Annotated in this window: 13 protein-coding genes and 2 tRNA genes; 6 read left to right on the top strand and 9 right to left on the bottom strand. The window is 60.5% G+C overall.

The features are described 5' to 3' along the window. Positions 1 to 13: 13 nt before the first annotated feature. Positions 14 to 1021 carry an L-threonylcarbamoyladenylate synthase gene (locus I6F36_RS28655; protein WP_225138298.1) on the bottom strand — a complete coding sequence of 336 codons (1008 nt, stop codon included), beginning with the start codon at positions 1019 to 1021 and terminating at the stop codon, positions 14 to 16. 50 nt (positions 1022 to 1071) lie between these two features. Here I6F36_RS28655 and I6F36_RS28650 point away from each other — a divergent pair. The 3 genes from I6F36_RS28650 to I6F36_RS28640 all read left to right on the top strand — a co-directional run bounded on the left by I6F36_RS28650 (position 1072) and on the right by I6F36_RS28640 (position 2950). Then, a tRNA-Pro gene (locus I6F36_RS28650) sits at positions 1072 to 1148 on the top strand. Positions 1149 to 1292: 144 nt separating this feature from the next. Next, positions 1293 to 2366, top strand: coding sequence for a hypothetical protein (locus I6F36_RS28645; RefSeq protein ID WP_225172643.1), 1074 nt, complete (start codon positions 1293 to 1295; stop codon positions 2364 to 2366). A gap of 11 nt (positions 2367 to 2377) precedes the next feature. Then, positions 2378 to 2950, top strand: coding sequence for a hypothetical protein (locus I6F36_RS28640; RefSeq protein WP_225142377.1), 573 nt, complete (start codon positions 2378 to 2380; stop codon positions 2948 to 2950). On the opposite strand, the gene I6F36_RS28635 is transcribed toward I6F36_RS28640, so the two are convergent. The 4 genes from I6F36_RS28635 to I6F36_RS28620 all read right to left on the bottom strand — a co-directional run bounded on the left by I6F36_RS28635 (position 2947) and on the right by I6F36_RS28620 (position 7949). Further along, positions 2947 to 4203, bottom strand: a complete 1257-nt coding sequence (locus I6F36_RS28635; protein WP_225172642.1) for a tyrosine-type recombinase/integrase — start codon at positions 4201 to 4203, stop codon at positions 2947 to 2949. The genes I6F36_RS28640 and I6F36_RS28635 overlap by 4 nt on opposite strands. A 650-nt stretch (positions 4204 to 4853) precedes the next feature. Further along, complete coding sequence (locus I6F36_RS28630; RefSeq protein WP_225142379.1) at positions 4854 to 5399, bottom strand: tyrosine-type recombinase/integrase; 546 nt, start codon at positions 5397 to 5399, stop codon at positions 4854 to 4856. 13 nt (positions 5400 to 5412) lie between these two features. Continuing rightward, positions 5413 to 5763: a hypothetical protein gene (locus tag I6F36_RS28625; RefSeq protein ID WP_225142380.1), complete on the bottom strand. Its 351-nt coding sequence runs from the start codon at positions 5761 to 5763 to the stop codon at positions 5413 to 5415. Positions 5764 to 6362: 599 nt separating this feature from the next. After that, on the bottom strand, positions 6363 to 7949 hold the full coding sequence (locus I6F36_RS28620) for a recombinase family protein (protein WP_276573738.1): 1587 nt from the start codon (positions 7947 to 7949) through the stop codon (positions 6363 to 6365). A 1257-nt stretch (positions 7950 to 9206) separates the two neighbouring features. Between I6F36_RS28620 and I6F36_RS28615 the strand changes: the two genes are divergently transcribed. Beyond that, positions 9207 to 10457, top strand: coding sequence for a site-specific integrase (locus tag I6F36_RS28615; RefSeq protein WP_225142382.1), 1251 nt, complete (start codon positions 9207 to 9209; stop codon positions 10455 to 10457). Positions 10458 to 10474: 17 nt separating this feature from the next. Here the strand turns inward: I6F36_RS28615 and I6F36_RS28610 are convergent. Together I6F36_RS28610 and I6F36_RS28605 are read right to left on the bottom strand one after the other, a co-directional pair. Next, positions 10475 to 10550, bottom strand: a tRNA-Ile gene (locus tag I6F36_RS28610). A gap of 334 nt (positions 10551 to 10884) precedes the next feature. Further along, the gene (locus I6F36_RS28605) at positions 10885 to 11859 is read right to left on the bottom strand and encodes a tripartite tricarboxylate transporter substrate binding protein (RefSeq protein WP_225124547.1); all 975 of its coding nucleotides are present in this window, start codon (positions 11857 to 11859) and stop codon (positions 10885 to 10887) included. Positions 11860 to 11966: 107 nt separating this feature from the next. Between I6F36_RS28605 and I6F36_RS28600 the strand changes: the two genes are divergently transcribed. Then, complete coding sequence (locus tag I6F36_RS28600) at positions 11967 to 12929, top strand: TAXI family TRAP transporter solute-binding subunit (protein WP_225172640.1); 963 nt, start codon at positions 11967 to 11969, stop codon at positions 12927 to 12929. Positions 12930 to 13117: 188 nt separating this feature from the next. Here the strand turns inward: I6F36_RS28600 and I6F36_RS28595 are convergent, their stop codons facing one another. Together I6F36_RS28595 and I6F36_RS28590 are read right to left on the bottom strand one after the other, a co-directional pair. Continuing rightward, positions 13118 to 14332 (bottom strand): ABC transporter substrate-binding protein, encoded by a 1215-nt coding sequence (locus I6F36_RS28595; RefSeq protein ID WP_225172639.1) that lies wholly within the window; start codon positions 14330 to 14332, stop codon positions 13118 to 13120. 101 nt (positions 14333 to 14433) lie between these two features. Further along, positions 14434 to 15327, bottom strand: coding sequence for a helix-turn-helix transcriptional regulator (locus I6F36_RS28590; RefSeq protein WP_225172638.1), 894 nt, complete (start codon positions 15325 to 15327; stop codon positions 14434 to 14436). Between the two features lie 282 nt (positions 15328 to 15609). On the opposite strand from I6F36_RS28590, the gene I6F36_RS28585 reads away from it, so the two are divergent. Then, positions 15610 to 16437, top strand: coding sequence for a substrate-binding domain-containing protein (locus I6F36_RS28585; RefSeq protein ID WP_036026620.1), 828 nt, complete (start codon positions 15610 to 15612; stop codon positions 16435 to 16437). The last annotated feature ends 11 nt before the right edge of the window (positions 16438 to 16448 follow it).

Genomic DNA, 16448 nt, shown 5'->3' with positions numbered 1-16448 from the left:
CTCGTCTCTTGCTTCAACGCGCCACCGCGGCGCGGCGCAGCCGGTCGTTGATCGCCTCGCCCAGACCATCTTCGGGAATCGGCATCACCGCAATCGCCCGCGGCGCTTTCGCATCGAGGCTGCGAAGATAGCCGAACAGATTGGCCGCGGCTTTATCGAGATCGGCGGTGGGCGACAAATTCATGACGGCCGAGGCGGCGTCAAGGCCGGGCAGGCGCTCCGGGCCGAACGCCAGCAGCGCTTCGCCCGGCGCGACCTCACGTGCATTGAGCCGCACATGGGCGCGCGGTGCGTAGTGCGAGGCCAGCATGCCCGGGGCCAGCGGCTGGCTGTCGTCGCTGCCAGCCTCCGCCGGCGGCCGCGTCAGCTTCGCGCCCAGCACCGCCTCGATCCGCTCGCGCGAGAGCCCACCGGGACGAAGCAGCATCGGCGCGTCGAAGCAGCCGACAATCGTGGATTCAACGCCGACCGTAACAGGCCCGCCGTCGATGATCAGGTCGATCCGCCCGGCAAGGTCGCTCTCGACATGCGCGGCCAGCGTCGGCGAGACGTGGCCGGAGATGTTGGCCGAGGGCGCCACCACGGCGCCGCCGAAGGCGCGCAGGATCGCCTGCGCGACGGGATGGGCGGGGATGCGGATCGCCACCGTGTCGAGGCCAGCCGTGGCGAGATCCGCCACCGGGCAGTCCTCGGTCTTGGGCACCACCAGCGTAAGCGGCCCCGGCCAGAACGCCTCCGCAAGCGCCAGCGCGCGCGCATCGAACAGCCCGATCCGCCGCGCGGCTTTGAGATCCGCAACATGCGCGATCAGCGGATTGAACGCCGGCCGGCCCTTGGCGGCGTAGAGATGGGCGATCGCGACCGCATTGGCAGCATCCGCCCCGAGCCCGTAGACCGTCTCGGTCGGAAACGCGACCAGCCCGCCGGCCGCAAGTCGCCGGGCGGCGGCTTCCGCGCCGGCTTCGCCGGCCGGCAATATCAGCGTTTCGACACCCGTCTTCACAGGGATAAAATTCCTCATCTCGGCCGCTTGCAGTGCGTCAAGCCCGACGCTATAAGCCGCCTTCTTGTCGGAGTGTGGCTCAGCCCGGTAGAGCACTGCGTTCGGGACGCAGGGGTCGCAGGTTCGAATCCTGCCACTCCGACCAAGATTTCAACTACTTATAGTTTCCGGGGCGTCGTTCCGCAATGAAATGCGCAATGAAAAGCCTCTTGCCTCCGGGGATAACGCGCTCACGACCTCTTCCTCAAGCGTGGGTTGTGACATTATCAGCTTCCGCAGGGAGGGCTGAGTGTCGAGTCCATTTCAGAGGATTGTTCTTTTAAATGGATTGGTTGCTCGGTCGATTTCAAAGGCTCCGAGCCACGCCAAAGTTCCGATCGTCTCCGGCAAGAGCATGTTCGACGCTCTCGAGGAGCGACGAAAAGCAGCGTGGGCTATTGAGTTTTTCGGAAAGTCAGAGACCGAGAGAGAGTCCGAAGAGACGGACGATGAGCGGAAAATCCGGTGCGCCGGATTGAACTTCATCTGGCTCCGAGATCTCAAGTCTCATACACGCGACGGTTTTCGATACTATCAGCTTCTGCTGGAATACGTTGATCAGCAAAAGACAACATTCTCCGTCGTCGACACAGCAAACTTGAACGGACGGGATATCTCCGGCCACGAAAATGAACGCGGGTGCGTGTCAGCCCATGTGGTCGTTCGCACCCCGGTCGTGGCCGTTGATAGCGGCGACTACCGATGTGTGATCGAAGTTGCACACTCAATAAACCGAAAAATGATTGAGGATTTCCTGTGTCGGCAGCTTCGCCGATGGGCAACGCAGGACGAACTCTCATTTGACGTACCGGTGCCAGATCCGAAACGAGGAAATGTGCTCAAGCCCTACCGATTCAATCCCCGCCTGGAACTCCACGCCGATGTTGGACGGAACGTCGGGTCTGCCACTGGTCCAGGTGCTGAAATTTCCTATCTAATCTTTACCAAGAGCAAAGAAAAACAATCGATTGCCGGTAAAACCCATGTGATCAATGAGGAATTTGACGCCCAAGTTCAATTGAAGGTGTCCGCCAAGCAGGGACCAAACGACCCTAAAGCACGTTTCGAATGGATGAACGCCCTGCGAACCTACTACACACAGCGCGGGTACAAGATTAAGGTGTCATTCCGGCACGTAAACGGTGCGATGATCACCGGGTCGTTGCCGGATGCACTTGCCGGCGCTTCGGATCTGATGATCTGCACAAAAGATGTAATATCTCTCCAGGCAGCCAGAGAGTGGTACACGACAGTCAACCGCGATGTCGTGAAGCAGATGGAAGCCTTGCTGGACAAAGACTCGCTATGGAAAGGTCACGGATAGAGTATCTGGACGTGGAACAGGGCGGGACGCATTCGCGACTGCGCCTGCTTGCTCCTATCCGCTACCTTTCTATCCGTCATCCAGAGAAGCGCCGGTATGACGTGATCGTTCCATTATCCGTCGCACTGGTGGCATGGATCGTTTACGTAGGCGTCCAACCACGCGCCCCACTGTTCGGCGATGCTGGGTTATTGCGGTTTGCCAGAGACCTATTGATCATGGCTGTACCGTTTATGGTGGGGGCGCTGGCGGCAGTATCGATGGGCGCGCCAGGTAACAACATTGATCGAAGGCCAATGGGAGCTGAGCTTTGGCTGGACAATGACGCCCTGACTATGCGCCAATCCCTTTGCTTTCTGCTAGGTTATCTGAGCTTCTTGGGCCTTGTGACGCTATTCGCTGTCGTGGGCGCTGGCTTGATGAGGGACGCGGTTATCAGCTGGACAGCAAGTGCTCCGTTGGCTCGAACAGCGGTCTGGGCAATCGGTAGCTTGATCCTGTCTATGCTTTTGTCGTTCTTGTCGGTGACTGTATTTTGGTCGCTCTATTTTCTGACAGACGTTGCTAACCGCAAGGGGAATTAGCGTCGTCCCCCAAACGCTTCGGCCGCCTCTTCCTGGAAATCTGGATGGTGATGGCCATAGTTGGCTTCCAGCTGCTCCACGGTCATCCCAAGCCAGCCAGCGGCTTCCCACATATCGACGCCAGCTTGCATGAGCCAAGTCGCGGCGGTGTGGCGCAAGGAGTGGCGAACCACATGATCGCCCAGTCCCGCATCCTCCAGAATTCCTTCCCAAGCCGACCTGATCTTGCCGGCAAGCGGCTGGCCATCGTGGATGCGGTTGACGATGAATCGTATCTGCTCGCCGTTCCTCATGATGCCCGCTGCTCTGAGTTCGGAGGAACGCTTCTCGTCGATCTTACGCCAGCGGACTAGGTGAGGGCGCAGCCGGCTGGCGATCTTCGCGGGCGGGCGTCGCTTCTTGGTGGACCGCTCCAAGGCTCCCTTGCCTTGGTACACCATCGCGTCCAGATTCATCCAAGGATGAGTCGTTGTCGATAGCCACTGTGTGCGGCGGATCGTCTCTTCGCGGCGCGCGCTGTAAATGCCGACCAACATGAAACGCGCCGCCGGATAGCGACGGCGGATGATCCACCGCTCACGTCTCAAAAGCTTGCCATCTTCACCACGCTTCCAGGTCTCTCGCTCATTGTCCCACACGTAACCAATCGCTGCTGCGAGTAAGCGAGCGGCTTCATTGCGTGTTAGCCACCGGTGACGCCCCTCCGCCTTTGGAGGCAGGGTGATCTTTGGGACCACGCTAAGTGTGTGTTCTGCGTGATAGACGTTGACCGCAGCCCGCAAATCCTCAAGTCGGCGTCGCGCGGTCTGATCTGAGACCGAGCTGTTGCGGGGCTTGATGCCTGCCTTTCTGTTGTTCTCGTTCGGCGTGCCAGTAGACCAGTCTACGAAATCACGACAGAGTTGGGCTTTGAGCTCGCTGACCGTCTTGTCGCCAAAGAAGGTGTTGAGGTCGAGCAAGCGAATGAGCAGCAGATCGTGTTGTGCCCACGCGCGTTGGTCGCTCTTATCCTTGGGGCGCTTTGCAATCTCGTAAGCAGTGAGAACATCAGCTATGGCGAGGGCGCCCGGGTCAGTGGCGCCGATTGTACTAGTATGTCGCCCGCCGATGTAGGTTTCGAGTGCCTTCGCAGCGCCATCAATGTCGTCGCGGCCGAAGCCTGTGCGGATCTGCCGGCCGCGGTCGAGGATGATCCAGGTCTCATCGTCGTCTCGGAACCAGAGTCGTGGTGGCTTGGCTTTGCGGCCCGGCATGACGGCTTGACCAGTTTGCGGATGGCGCGAGGTGTGGTCAAATCTTTGCCTGCCACTTTGGCAATTTCAAGAGTCCCAGTCGCTGCGGCCCTGCGCAACGATGATAAGGTCAATGGACCGTGCGGAAAAAATACGGTAACGGCCTCGATCAGCGTCATCACTTCGTCCTCCCCCCACTGTGCAGGATCGGGCCGGGCTTTGGCGCGAGCGAGTCTATCGATCTTACGCTTCGGCATATCTTGAACGCGGTACTTGTGAGTGCGCGAGGCCCTTCGGATCGGCCACCCGTCCAAGGTGTATGCGAAATCTGCTCTTCGAGAAGCGCGCCTCTCATTACATGCGGCAATTGGCGGTTCCCGAGTGCAAAACGGACAATTCGAGACTCTTAATCAGCGGGTCCCAGGTTCGAGCCCTGGTGCGCCCACCAAGCAAATCAAGCACTTACAGCAGTGCACGTCAGAACGGACCATTCGGTTTGACGTCCGGTTTGAGAAATCTGTTCATTGTCCGTACGCCGATGGCGGGATGGCTGCGCGTTACCGCAGCGGCTAGCTCGTTTCCGCGGCGGCGTGGAGCACTCTCTCACGCAGAAGCCTTGGCGACCGAGGACGCTTTCACCTGGAATCGTTCCACATCCCAATCCGTGGTTCCTACCCGTACACTTCGCTCAGCTTTTTGATCGCTGACTCCGCGAGTTCGAGCCGGCCACCCAGGTAGTGCGCGTCCAGAATCTCCTGCACGATCTTCATCGAGTGGCCGGTGATCGAGGCGATCTCCGGCACCGAGCAGTTGGATAGCGCGAGGCGCGTAACAGCAGTGCCGCGCAAATCATGAAAGTGCAGGTCCTTCAAGGACGTTTTCTTAAAGGCCTTGTCCCAGCTTGTCCTGAAGCCGTCCTCCGTCCACGGCCGTCCGAACGAATTGACCAAAATGGTCACTGCAGAGCGCCTTTCCTTGAGCGCAGCATCAAGCGCCGCCTTTAGCGTCGGCCCCACCGGTATGGTTACACGGCGCCTGCCCTTGCTGCCGCGTCCCTTAGACTGACGCATCCGGATGTACGTGCCATCGTAGTCCTTCCAAGTTAGGCGCAGCAGGTCCCCTTGGCGCTGGCCCGTCCACAGTGCAAGCAGTAGAGCCGCCTGCAGCTCAACGGACGCAACGCTGCAGAAGGCCCGGATGTCCTCGGCGCTCCACACGATCTCCGATCGATCAGAGTCGTAAAGCCGCGCCGCAAACGTTCACTGCGATCTTGCCGCGATCCTTCGCAACCGACAGAACACGCGCGATCGTTGTCCAAACGTAGTCCGCCTTGCGCGGCGTATCGGAGAATGAATCACGAAACTCTTTGAAGTCACCCCTCGCGCGCTTGTCTTCGAGAGCGCCGATTGGCATCGATCCAAACTTGGCCTCGATGAGCTTGAGATATCCGTCGTAAGCGCGCTTACTCTTGTCGCCGAGATCTTTGTACTCGCTACAGTCCTTGAAGTAGTCAATGAGCGAGCTGAACGTCTCGGCAGTCTTCGTTGTGTACGACGACACTGCTTCGTTGTAGAGCCGCATAAACTCCGGTGTGCCGGGTTCCGCGTCAATGCGCGGGCCTCCTTTCCAAGCGTACCAGTAGGTCTTCGATGTACCGTCAGCGAGCTTTTTATGGACCAGTTGATCCCTTTCAGCCGCACTCGCATTCTGGGAAGCCTTCCATGCGTCGTATGGTGTTAGTTGAGCTTCAATCTTAGGCTGTAAACCAGATAGCCGGTCAAGGGCCGCGTCAATAGCTTTTCTATCCCATTTGCGTGGTTCCGGGAATCGGTCTAGGCATGATTCCGCGTCGAACCCATTCGGTGAACGCCGAAAGCGACTCGCAGCCAGCGTAAGCCGCAGCTTGTTTTTTTAGAGATGCCACGCGGCTCGGTCACCCTGTGCTCCACTGCTGTGAATGGCGCCGGATTGCGAGCAAACCCGAAAATACGGCTGAACAAAGAGCGTCGGATCGGCTGTCGTATGTTCAGCCAGCCTGGCGTGGAAATCGGTCAGGGCATGATCACGGACTTGGAGTGGAACATGATGCGGCACGCGGCAAGAGCGAAGGCGCTCGAAATCTGGACAAGCTTCTAAAGATTAAGAAGCACTGCTTTGCGGAGTTTTGTGCCTGCGTCTGATCAGCGCCGCGTGCGGGCGTTCTTGGTGTTGAGCTGCTTTGGTCTCGATCGCTTGTCCTGTGGTGCTGGCGCACAACGGTCTTTAAGTGTTACTAGCTTGGCGATCGCTCGAGCCAAAGCGTCAGGGGTATCGAAGCGAGCGATTCCACGGCGAACGCGAGCCCTCTCAGAAAAGTTTATGGTTTGTTTCGCTTTCCCGTCGGCCGACAGCAGCACGTAATCGAGCACTGACTCGTTATGCTCAGACAGCCTGATGGCGGCGATCCAGCCCTGAGGCAGGCGTGCCCTGCGCTTGATCGACCAATACGGCGCTCGATTTTGCCTTCCGCAGCAGAGGGCTGATCGAATTGAGATGTTGACCGATCCACGCACGCGCAAGTAATCGGTCCGGTTGCTAGAGATGATGCGACCACCAGCTTTCCTGATGGCCATGGCGATGTGAGAGCCGAGCTTGGCCTCTTGCTCTGCCCAGCGCGGGCGCGACTCGAGAAATGCATAGTTTCGCTTGGGAGTGTAGCCGATTAAGCGATACACGTTCATCATGCTGCCGAAGTGAGTTTGATAGGTGGAAGCGCAGGGAAGGCCGACCGTGCTGGCTATGATAGCAGAGCTCAGGCGCCCTTCCTTGAGCAGCGTTTTGCGTAGACGGGCAAGCATCTCCTCTTCAGTGATATCGACACGCCGTTCCTCAATGATCTTGTTTACTTTCAGGAAGACTTCGCGTTCGATGATCGGCTCGATACATCTCTCGCTGGTGATCCAAAGCTCGGGAGGATTGCAGGTGCAGGTCCGCCGCAGCTTGCGTGATCGGCGGTTGAAGGTCAGGTTTCCAATGTAGTTCTCGTTTCTAAGCACCATGTTAACCGCTGCGCGCGTCCACCGAACTCCCGTGCTCGTGAGTATGGCCCTCCGGTTTAGCTCCCGGGCGATAATCGCTTCCGACTTTATCTGCAGAAAGCGCTCGAAGATCCACTTCACCACGGCTACTTCCTCGGGAATGCCGGGGCGCACTCGGACGTGATCAGTCATGAGGTATTTTTGGTCACCGTTCTTCAGCACGCCTCGCGACCGCTGACTCTGATCGACAAGTTCTCGCAAGAGAGCATAACCAGGGCGACCTCCAAGCTTGAAGCCAAGTCGGGCGAACCGGCACTGCGCAGCGTGAACCTTCGCCGAAAGCTCACGACTGTACTCGGCCGCCATTACGCGCTTGATGTTTTTGATGATGCTGGAGAGCACGCTGCCGTCATTATCAAACTGCTCAGCACAATACACGATGTTGATGCCTGCCTGTTTGCACACGAATTCGTAATACGCGCTCTCATCGACGTCCTGAAAGCGGCCCCACCGGCTTACGTCATAGACCAGAATATGACCGAAATCGGCTGCTCCTGTTTGGACATCCTTGATGAGCTGTATAAGACCGGCCCTGTTCTTGATGAGCAGGCCGCTCTCTCCCTCATCGCGATAGGTTCGTACAATGGTCAGGCTATGGGCGTGCGCGTATGCTGCAATCACAGCAGCCTGATTCTGAATCGAGTATTGCTGCCGTTGTGTCGACATGCGGACATATTGTGCCGCTCTCATGCCGAGCTGCGATCGTACCGGATGAGCCTAGATCTCGAGCGCGTTGGCCATCATTCTCGCTCCCGAAAGTTACACCGGAGCAAATCAAACATCTATGCGACGCTTGCAGCAATAATTACATCAATTGAAGAAAATAGTCCCGCCATCGCCGCCGGTATCGACGCAGTTGGGCGACCACCTCTCTTCGCAGCTCGCGTGCTAAGGAGCTCGTTCAAGGAGCATCTACAACGCCCAGCGGCGGAGGGCGCGATCCGGGAAAAGTATGTCTTCGGTGCGCCGTATAGTTAGCGCATTGGCGGTCTTATACTATGGCTGTATCAATCCTTCTCTGTAATCCGGAATAGATGGGAAGTGCATGTCTCGATCACTGCTCGGATAGGGTTTGAAAAAGCTGGTGCCAATGCCTGCTTTCTTCCAGCTCTGCTAGCAGATCACCGGCGGCTCCTCTGATCAGCCTCGTCTATTCTGGATGGCGCTTACGAGATAGACGCCTCACACCGCGCGTTGTAGGTGCGAGTGTTGGTATTATTCGGTCGCGCTAGCTCGGGTCCAAGCGTGGATCATCGAGGGCGCGACCAAGTAAGGCAAGCATTTCGACTCACGCCTCACTACATTGAGACTGAGATTGAGGGCGCGCCTGGACGACAAACCATGGCATTGGTTTCTTAGCGGTGAGAAGGCCGAAACCAGACATTCCGTCGCGTCATCGCGATAGAGGCGGGCCGTCTGCTCAACCAAATGCCGATGGTGTCGTCAGGCAAACGACTCTTCTTTTCGGCAGAGCCTCCCATGTTTTAACGCGCTGAATTCGAGTGCGGAACCTGGCCTTTCGAGCAGCCTGCAGCCTCCTACCATGAGTGGCCGAATGGGAAAGACCCATTCCCACCGGAGCAGGTAATCGATGCTTGGAGCGCTTACCATCCAACGCGACTCTCGCTGATCCCGTCCAGGTACTTGCGCGATTGCACGATTAGCATGCCCGATCGTTCGATGAGCGAAGTGATGGCTTCATTTCGAGGCAGTCGTTTGCAAGGCTCGCCACACCGCACACGGTTACAGGTCCGAAAGGATCGAGCGCAACCTGAAATTACACCTGGTACTTCTGTTCGCCTTGCTGATGCCGTGAAGATCGCATTTCATTTAGGGGAATGACGGTCGCGGGTTTGCGTCGCGAGCGCGATCGGAGTCAATTGATTATTGAGAAGATTGCCGGCAAAGATTTACAACGCTGGCTCATATAGAACGGATGAGAGAGCTATGCCGCGAAGAAGCAAGGGCGCCCGACTTCAGCTCAAGGCTGCCCGCCGAAACAAGAGCGGAAAGATCACTCACCAGGCAACCTGGATCATCAGAGACAACGGCCGGGATGTCAGCACAGGCTGCGCTGCAGATGAGATTGCGGCCGCGGAGGAAAAGCTAAGAGACTACATAAGCTCTAAACATACCCCGAAGCGACGAATTCGCCACATAGACGATATCCCTATCGCGGATGTCCTCTCGATTTATATGGACGCGCAGCTGGACAAGCTTCGCGGTCGTTTCAAGGTCGATAGCGAGAGCGAAGATACGATTCCCGATATCCGCAAGTTGAAGAAGCGGATCGAACGGTTGAACGAGTGGTGGGGAGCAAAAATGCTGGGCGAGGTAAATGGGGAGGCATGTCGCTCGTACGCCAAGAAGCGCGGCAAGAGGGGAGGCGCGCGCCGAGACCTTGAAGACCTCCGCGCTGCCATTGGTCACCATACAGCAGAAGGATATCATCGGGAAATCGTGAAGGTGTCCCTGCCGGAGAAGGGCCAACCGCGAGACAAGTGGCTGACGCGCAGCGATGCGGCCAAATTGGTTTGGACCTGCTGGCGCTATAACGAAATGCAAAAAGGCTCGCGCCGTCCGATGGACGACGTGAAGGTCCCGACAAGCAAGCGTCCCCTTCGCCATCTTGCTCGGTTCATTTTGTTGGGCATCTACAGCGGAACCCGTGCGGGAGCCATTGCAGCCGCGTCTCCCATTCCGGCGATCGGTCGCTCCTATGTCGACCTGGAGCGCGGCCGCTACTACCGTCTGAAACAGGGCAGCTCCAAAACCAACAAGCGGCAACCGACAGTACCGATCCCCGTCCGCTTGCTTGCTCATCTACGGCGCTGGCACCGGATTGATCCAGAAGCGAAGCATTTCGTCGAGTACAACGGAAGGCCCATCACCTCGGTCAAAACGGCGTTCAAGAGTGCTGTGAGGCTTGCAGGGCTTGGTCCGGGCATCTCGCCTCACACTCTGCGACACACCGCGGCTACTTGGCTGATGCAGAGAGGGGCAGATCCTTGGCAGGCGGCAGGCTATCTCGGAATGTCGCTTGAGGTTCTGCTCAACACGTATGGCCATCACCATCCCGACTATTTGTCCGACGCCGTCGAGAAAATCGCCAAGCGCGATCCCGCCGGCGAACCAAAAGCGGTCGTATCTGGTGCGGTTTCTGGTGCGGTGATTCCGATCAGACGAAACGGGGCCTGATAAGTGGCTGATTCTATTGGTGGGCCCGGCAGGACTCGAACCTGCAACCAGACCGTTATGAGCGGCCGGCTCTAACCATTGAGCTACAGGCCCCGCCGCGAGGCGGCCGCAGGTAGCGCGGCCGGCAACGGTGCGCGGTTCGTTTACAGGGCCTGAGGCGGGGGTGCAATGCTGGCGCTGGTGGATGGGAACGCCGGCACGGCATCATTGATAAATTTCGAATAACCGAAATTGGCGATGATGCCTGTATAACCCTGTTTTGCCCGACGAAGCAAACCGCGTTTTCGCAGGTTTTTTCGACGTGGGCGGTAACCCATTGAAAACACTGGTCTCGTCTACTGTGCATGGGGTTGTTTTCGCAATTGTTTGAGGGGGCCTGTTGGCCCCCTCGAACATGTGCGGCTGCGCTCGGCGGCACGGCCGCTGCCTAGTCCACCGAGACCCCGGCGAACTCGACCACCTTGCGCCACTTCGCGGTCTCGTCCGCGACCAGCTTGCCGAACTCGGCCGGCGTCATCGGCTTGGGGATGCCGCCAGTCTCGGCGAGCTTTGCCACCAGCTTCGGGTCCTTCAGCGCTTCGCCGACGGCTTTGTTGAGGATCTCGATCACCTCAGGCGGAGTGCCCTTCGGCGCGGAGATGCCGTAGAAGCCAACCGATTCGAAGCCCGGCACGGTCTCGGCGATCGCGGGCACGTCGGGCACGCTCGGCCAGCGCTGCGGCGAGGTCACGCCCAGCGCGCGGACGTTGCCGCCCTTCACCTGCTCCATCGCCGAGGGCAGATTGTCGAAGATCAGCTGCACCTTGTTGGAGATGATGTCGGGGAAGGCGATGGCCGAGCCGCGATAGGGCACGTGCACCATGTCGCACTTGGTCATTACCTTGAACAGCTCGGCCGACATGTGCACCGAGGTGCCGTTGCCGGAGGAGGCATAGGAGATCTTGCCGGGATTGGCCTTGCAATAATCGATGAACTCCTGAACCGATTTCGGCGGAAACGCGTTGGAGACGACCAGCATGTTGGTGAGCTGCATGATGCTCGCAACCGGGGTGGTGTCGCGCAAAAAGTCGAACGGCAGCTTCTTGTAGAGCGAGGTCGAGATCGCGTTGTTGGGCGCGACGAACAGCAGCGTGTAGCCGTCCGGCGGGGCGTTGATCGCAGCGGCAGCGGCGATGTTGCCGCCTGAGCCGGTGCGGTTCTCGACGATGAATTGCTGGCCGAGCCGCTCCGACAGCCACTGCGCCATGATCCGCGCCACGATGTCGACCGGGCCGCCGGGGGAAAAGCCGATCAGCCAGTGTACGGGACGATCGGGATAGGCTGCGGCGGCGGGAGGGGTGGCGCTGAAAAGACCCAACAGGACTGCGAGCCCGAAAACACCGTGACGCAAAATTCGCAACATGACACCTCCCATTGTTCTATTGTCGTTGCGCGGCATGCTTTCATAAAAACCGGCGGCTGCCTACATCGCCGCAAGTCGGTGTTGACGCAGGCCCGTCAGGGGCGACCATGAGATTCGCGATGATCCTTCTCGGTGCGGCGCTGCTCGCCAGCCCCGCCGCCGCCCAGACCGGAGGCGCGGCCATTCCGACCGCGACGATCAGCTTGGGAACAGCGACGCCCGGCGGCGGCTTCCCGCTCTATGGCAACGCCTTCGCGGAGGTGATGAACGCGGCCGATCCGCATCTCACCATCGCCCCGCGCAACACCAAGGGCAGCAACGAGAACATCCCGCTCTTGGAAAAGGGCGAGCTCGATCTCGCACTGGTTGCGGGCGAGCCGGCCTATGAAGCCTTCGCCGGCATCGGCCATGCGAAGGTAGCGCTGAAGATCCTCACCGCGATCTATTCCAACCCCGGCATGTTCGTGGTGCGCGCCGACAGCCCGTACACGACCATCCGCGATCTCGTCGGTCAGCCCGTCGCGTTCGGTGCCAGGGGCTCCGGCCTGCCGATCCTGGCGCGCTATGTGCTCGATGGTCTCGGCCTCAAGCAGGACGAGGACTTCAAGGCTGTTTATCTCGACCGCGCCGGCGACGGCCCCGCGATGGTGGAGGACGGCCGCGTCGCTGCGCTCTGGGGCGCCGGCATCGGCTGGCCCGGCTTTGCCGCGGTCGCTTCGAGCGCATCCGGCGCACGCTTCATCGCGCCAAGTGCGGACGAGATCGCGCGCATCCGCGCCAGGCATGCCTTCCTGAAGCCGCTGACCGTGCCGGCCGGCTCCTACCCGAAGCAGACCGAGCCGATCGCCTCGCTCGGTTCCTGGAGCTTCATCCTCACGCGCGAGGATCTGCCCGACGACGTCGCCTACCGCCTCGCCAAGACGCTGCACGGCAATGAGGCGACGTTCTGCAATAAGCTCGCCCAGGCCTGCGAGACCACCGCCGCGAACACGGTCGCGGCCGCGCCGAGGCCGGAGCTGATTCATCCGGGCGTGATGAAGTATTTTCGCGAGATAGGGGTGGTGAAGTAGCTCTCTTACTTGCCTTCTCCCCTTGTGGGAGAAGGTGGCGCGAAGCGCCGGATGAGGGGTTGTCTCCGCGCATTCAAATGAGACTTGGGCTCGCGGTGAGAACCCCTCACCTGGCTTCGCTTCGCGAATCCACCCTCTCCCACAAGGGGAGAGGGTACACCGTCATCGCGGCCTCATATTCGCCAATCTCACTTCTTCACCAGCGGGCAGGCCGGGTCCGGCGGGCCGAACGCCTTGTCGCCGGAAATGGTCGTGAGGATCTTGTAATAGTCCCACGGATATTTGCTCTCCTCCGGCGTCTTCACCTGCACCAGCCAGAGGTCGTGCACCATCAGATTGTCCTCGCGAAGCTTGCCGTTGCGGGCGAAGAAATCCTCGATCGGCTTCTCGCGCATCTTGGCCGCCACTTTCAGCGGATCGTCGCTGCCGGTCTCCTTGATGGCGTTGAGATAGTGCATCACGCTGGAATAGACGCCGGCCTGCCACATCGACGGCATCCGGTTCATCTTGGCGAAATAGCGCTTCGACCATTCGCGCGTCTTGTCGTCCATGTCCCAGTAGAACGAGGTGGTCAGCAGCAGGCCTTGCGCCGCCTGTAGGCCGATGCCGTGGATGTCGGTGATCAGCGCCAGCAGCGCCGCCATCTGCTGGCCGCCCTTGAACACGCCGAACTCGGCGCCGGTCTTGATCTCATTCATGTTGTTGGGGGGACCGGCGGTAATGCCGATGATCTTGGCCTTGGAGGCCTGCGCCTGCAGCACGAAGGAGGAGAGATCGGGCGTCGCCAGCGGCGGCCGCACCGAGCCCAGCACCTTGCCGCCATTGGCGGTGACGACGGCGGAAGCGTCGCGCTCCAGCGAATGGCCGAAGGCGTAATCGTCGGTGATGAAGAACCAGCTGTCGCCGCCGCGCTTGACCACCGCATCCGCAGTGCCGACCGCGAGCGCGCGGGTGTCGAACACCCATTGGATGGCATAAGCCGAGCAGAACTTGCCGTGGAAGTCCGCGGTGCCGGTGGAGTGGGTGATGAACAGCCGCTTCTTCTCGTTGGCGATGGTCTGCACCGCGAGCCCGACCGCCGAGACGGGCACGTCCACGATCAGATCGACCTGCTCGACGTCGAACCAGCGCCGCGCCAGCGAAGCGCCGATGTCGGCCTTGAGTTGGTGGTCGCCGATCACGACGCTGATCGGCTTGCCGAGCACCTTGCCGCCGAAATCGTCGATCGCCATTTGCGCCGCGGTCACCGAGCCCTGGCCGGTCGGCGCCGAGGCCGGGCCGTTCATGTCGGTGAGCACGCCGATCTTGACGACGTCGTCGGAAACCTGCGCCGACGCCGCGCCGGACAGCAGGGTCGCCAGCAAGGCGGCCGCGACCGGCACTCCAAATCTGATTGGGTTCACGCTCGTCCTCCCTGATCCGGCTCATTGGCCGGTGTTGCTTGTCCGGGTATGGCCCGGTCGAATTGGTTTCTTTTGCAACTATTGGGGGGCTGGCGTCAATGTCAGGCTGCGAAGCGGATCTGTCCTGCGGGGGAGGGATCGTAGCCGGTCAGCTCCTCCGCGCGCTGGCGCAGCCGCCGCTCGTTCAGGAAGCGAAGCAAGGCCTGCATCGCGGGGCGGAAATAGCTGCGCTGCCGCATCGCGAGGTCGAAATTCTCCCAGACCAGCGGCACGAAATCGAGACCGGCCGAGCGCGCCGCGGCGCGCGTCGCGATGCCGCAATCGGCCTGGCCGGCGCGAACCAGGTCGGCCAGATCCGGGCCGGTCAGCGCCGGCGTCTCGATCCGGCGCAAGTCCCGCATCGAGGCGCCGGCGCGCTTGAGCAGCACGTCGAGCAGCATCTGCGCGCCCGTGCCCTGTTGCCGCATCGCCATCCGGGCCCCGGCTGCGAGCACGTCGGTCAGGCTGTGCAGGTGCTTGGGATTGCCGTGCGGCAGCAGGAGACCCTCTTCGCGGCGCACGAACGCGATCAGCACCGCATCATGCAGGTCCGGCGTGGTCCGCAGCGCTTCGATGCTGGCATCGCTAGAGAAATTGTCGCCGGCGTCGAGCGCGTGGAAGTGCACCGCCGCAGCCATCACCTCATTGCGCTGCAAGCGCTCGAGCCCGCGCGCGCTGCCCTCGCTCATCGATCCGAGCCCGGAGCCGGACTCGCGCAGGCTCCAATCGAGCAGTTCGTCGTGGCTGCCGCCCACGACCGGCGGCGGCTCGGCGATCAACATGCCGGCCGGGCGCGCGAGGCCCGACAGGACCCAGAGGTCGAGCTCGTGCCGTGGGAACAGCCATTTCCCCGTCACCTTGCTGCAGGGGATCGCACCGGTGGTGACGAGCTCGTAAAGCTTGCGTTCGCCGAGCCGAAGGTAATCGGCGGCTTCGCTGGTGGTCAGGAATTCCATCCTGCATTCCTATGCAAATTCTTGCTTCTTTTTGACGTCCGACGCAGGTGGAATTCTGCATTTCAGATATTTGTCGCAGGGAACCATGCCCGATCATCTCGCTGCTTTGCAACACATCCGCACGCGCGATCTCTGCTTTGGTGAAGGATCCTAAAGAGATCGCGCGCCCGGTGCGCCGCGATGAAGTTGCCGAAATTTCCCGGCCGGCAGCGCGAAAACGCGTCACGAGTGCGGCGCAATCGATCATCATCATGACGGCGTCAAACCTGAGGGAACCCGATCATGGGCCGCCTGTCCGTTGCACTTGCGCTTCTCTGCGGCCTTGCCGCAGGCGTTGCGGCTTCGGCCGCGGAGGACCGCAGCATTGTCCTCGCTTCGACGACGGCGACGCAGGAATCCGGGCTGCTCGACTATCTGCTGCCGATCTTCCGCGACAAGACCGGCATCGACGTCACCGTGATCGCGCGGCGCGCCGACGAAGTGCTCGATGGGGCGCGGCGGGGTGAGGTCGACGTCGTGCTGATGCACGCGCGGCCTCAGGAGGAGAAGTTCGTCGCCGACGGCTTTGGCGTGAAGCGATACGACGTGATGTACAGCGACTATGTGCTGATCGGGCCGAAGAGCGATCCCGCGGGCGTAAAGGGCAAGGACATCGCGACGGCGCTGAAGGCGATCGAAGCCAAAGGCGCGCCGTTCGTGACGCGTGGCGATCGGTCGGGCACTCATGCCGCGGAGCTCGCGCTTTGGATCGTTGCCGGCATCGACATCGCGAGCGCCAAGGGCGCCTGGTATCGCGAGGCCGGGCCCGGCATGGCCGCATCGCTCGGGGCCGCGCGCGCGGCCAATGCCTATGTGCTTGCGGATCGCGGCAGCTGGATCGCGTTCAGCGATCGCGGCGATCTCGACATCGTCGTCGAAGGCGACCGGCGGCTGCTCAACCAATATGGTGTGATGCTGGTGAACCCTGCGAAGTTCCCGAACGTGAAGAAGGACCTCGCGCAGACCTTCGTCGATTGGCTGACATCGCCGGAGGGGCAGACGGCGATTGCCGGCTACAAGGTGGACGGGCAGCAATTGTTCTTCCCCAATTCGGACAGGTCGGGCGGCTGAGGGGTGAGGCC

The organism is Bradyrhizobium sp. BRP19, assembly GCF_020194195.1.
Classification (GTDB): Bacteria; Pseudomonadota; Alphaproteobacteria; order Rhizobiales; family Xanthobacteraceae; genus Bradyrhizobium; species Bradyrhizobium yuanmingense.
Note: the sequence above shows the minus strand (reverse complement) of the source record. Positions and strands in the feature narration are given on the sequence as shown.

Excerpts from the sequence above, each read along its gene's own strand:
- I6F36_RS28655 (WP_225138298.1), bottom strand. The coding sequence starts at position 1,021 with ATGAGGAATTTTATCCCTGTGAAGACGGGTGTCGAAACGCTGATATTG.
- I6F36_RS28600 (WP_225172640.1), top strand. The coding sequence starts at position 11,967 with ATGAGATTCGCGATGATCCTTCTCGGTGCGGCGCTGCTCGCCAGCCCC.
- I6F36_RS28620 (WP_276573738.1), bottom strand. The coding sequence starts at position 7,949 with ATGAGAGCGGCACAATATGTCCGCATGTCGACACAACGGCAGCAATAC.
- I6F36_RS28605 (WP_225124547.1), bottom strand. The coding sequence starts at position 11,859 with ATGTTGCGAATTTTGCGTCACGGTGTTTTCGGGCTCGCAGTCCTGTTG.
- I6F36_RS28615 (WP_225142382.1), top strand. The coding sequence starts at position 9,207 with ATGCCGCGAAGAAGCAAGGGCGCCCGACTTCAGCTCAAGGCTGCCCGC.
- I6F36_RS28635 (WP_225172642.1), bottom strand. The coding sequence starts at position 4,203 with ATGCCGGGCCGCAAAGCCAAGCCACCACGACTCTGGTTCCGAGACGAC.
- I6F36_RS28625 (WP_225142380.1), bottom strand. The coding sequence starts at position 5,763 with ATGCGGCTCTACAACGAAGCAGTGTCGTCGTACACAACGAAGACTGCC.
- I6F36_RS28590 (WP_225172638.1), bottom strand. The coding sequence starts at position 15,327 with ATGGAATTCCTGACCACCAGCGAAGCCGCCGATTACCTTCGGCTCGGC.
- I6F36_RS28585 (WP_036026620.1), top strand. The coding sequence starts at position 15,610 with ATGGGCCGCCTGTCCGTTGCACTTGCGCTTCTCTGCGGCCTTGCCGCA.